We start from the raw sequence: 1,868 nt of genomic DNA on the forward strand, positions 1-1,868 counted from the left end.
GGGCTCGGCGCCCTCGTCCTGACCGGCCGCGGCCGGCTGCCCTTCCGCGCCGCACTGGGGATCGCCGTGCTCGACGTCGTCCTGCTGGTCGGCTGATGGACGAGCCGACCACCCGCATCCTGAGCGTCCGCGGCGTGCTGCCCGACCACCGCCACCCGCAGGCCGAGCTCACCGCCTGGCTGGCGGCGGCACTGCCCCGGGTGGACCGGGCGCTCGTGGACCGCTTCCACCGCAACGCCCGCGTCGACTTCCGGCACACCGCGCTGCCGCTCGACCGCTACGGGGACCTGCGGGACTTCGGGGACTCCAACGACGCCTTCATCACCGCCGGCGTGGAGCTCGGGTCCCGCGCGGTCGTCGAGGCGCTCAAGGCCGTGGACCTCTCCCCCTCCGACGTCGACCTGGTCGTGTCCACCACCGTCACCGGCCTCGCCGTGCCCTCGCTCGACGCCCGGGTGGCGGGCCGGATCGGACTGCGCGAGGACGTCGTGCGGGTGCCGATCGTGGGACTCGGCTGCGTCGCCGGGGCGGCCGGGGTGGCCCGGCTGCACGACTACCTCCTCGGCAGGCCCGACGCGATCGCGGTGCTGGTGAGCGTCGAGCTGTGCTCGTTGACCCTGCAGCGCACGGACGTCTCGGTCCCGAACCTGGTCGCGAGCGGGCTCTTCGGCGACGGCGCCGCCGCCGTGGTGGCGGCGGGCTCGCGCCGCGCCTCGCAGCTGCTCGACGGCGGGCGCGTGCAGCCGGAGGTCCTGGCGAGCCGCAGCCGGCTCTACCCTGACTCCGAGCGCACCATGGGCTGGGACGTCGGCGCGGGCGGGCTCACGATCGTGCTCGACGCCGGCGTCCCCGACCTCGTGCGCACCCACCTGTCGGCCGACGTCCACGGGTTCCTCGCCGACCACGGCCTGTCCCGCGCGGACATCGGATGGTACGTGGCGCACCCCGGCGGCCCCAAGGTGCTGGAGGCGCTCGAGGAGGCCCTCGACGTCGACCGGGAGGCTCTGAGCCTGACGTGGGACTCGTTGCGGCGCATCGGGAACCTCTCCTCGGCCTCGGTGCTGCACGTGCTCGCGGACACCCTGCGGGACCGCCCGCCCGCCCCCGGCTCGTACGGCCTGATGCTCGCGATGGGCCCCGGGTTCTGCTCGGAGCTGGTGCTGCTGCGGGCGGCGGGGTGAGCGCGCTCGCCTACACCGTGTTCGTCCTGGTCGTCGGGGTCGAGCGGCTCGCCGAGGTGGTCGTCTCCACCCGCAACGCCCGGTGGGCCCTCGCCCGCGGGGGGCGAGAGACCGGCCGCGGGCACTACCCGGTCATGGTCGTGCTGCACAGCGGGCTGCTGGTCGGCGCCGTGGCCGAGGTGTGGCTCGCCGACCGGCCCTTCCTGCCCGCCCTGGGCTGGACGATGGTCGCCCTCGTCGCGGTCTGCCAGGGGGTGCGGTGGTGGTGCGTCGCCGCGCTCGGCCGACGCTGGAACACCCGCGTGATCGTGCTGCCCGGGCTCCCGCTCGTCACCACCGGCCCCTACCGCTTCCTGTCCCACCCGAACTACCTGGTGGTCGTCGTCGAGGGGGCGGCACTCCCGCTGGTGCACACCGCCTGGCTCACCGCGGTCCTGTTCACGGTGGCGAACGGCGCCCTGCTCGCGGTGCGGCTCCGGGAGGAGCGGCGGGCGCTGCGGGGAGCGGTCGCGTGAGGGACCTCGTCGTGGCCGGGGGTGGGCCGGTGGGCCTGGTGACCGCCCTGCACGCCGCCCGCGCCGGACTCGACGTCGAGGTCTGGGAACCCCGCGCGGGCGCCGTCGACAAGGCCTGTGGCGAGGGCCTGATGCCCGGGGCGCTGGCCGGGCTGCTGGCCCTCGGCGTCGA

The 1,868-nt window shown here is 75.7% G+C and carries 2 protein-coding genes; both read left to right on the forward strand.

What is annotated here, in order from left to right:
• Nucleotides 1-95 precede the first annotated feature (95 nt).
• Nucleotides 96-1,181: a type III polyketide synthase gene (locus H5J29_RS31130; RefSeq protein WP_181784513.1), complete on the forward strand. Its 1,086-nt coding sequence runs from the start codon at nt 96-98 to the stop codon at nt 1,179-1,181.
• Entirely contained in the window at nt 1,178-1,696 is a 519-nt protein-coding gene (locus H5J29_RS36415; protein ID WP_181784514.1) for an isoprenylcysteine carboxyl methyltransferase family protein, read from the forward strand. The genes H5J29_RS31130 and H5J29_RS36415 overlap by 4 nt, the downstream gene beginning before the upstream one ends.
• The last annotated feature ends 172 nt before the right edge of the window (nt 1,697-1,868 follow it).

Origin of the sequence: Pseudonocardia pini (genome assembly GCF_013870575.1) — a bacterium.
Lineage (GTDB): Bacteria > Actinomycetota > Actinomycetes > Mycobacteriales > Pseudonocardiaceae > Pseudonocardia > Pseudonocardia pini.

What these genes read in the sequence shown, in the direction of transcription:
- H5J29_RS31130 (WP_181784513.1), top strand. Translation starts at nt 96, where the DNA reads ATGGACGAGCCGACCACCCGCATCCTGAGCGTCCGCGGCGTGCTGCCC.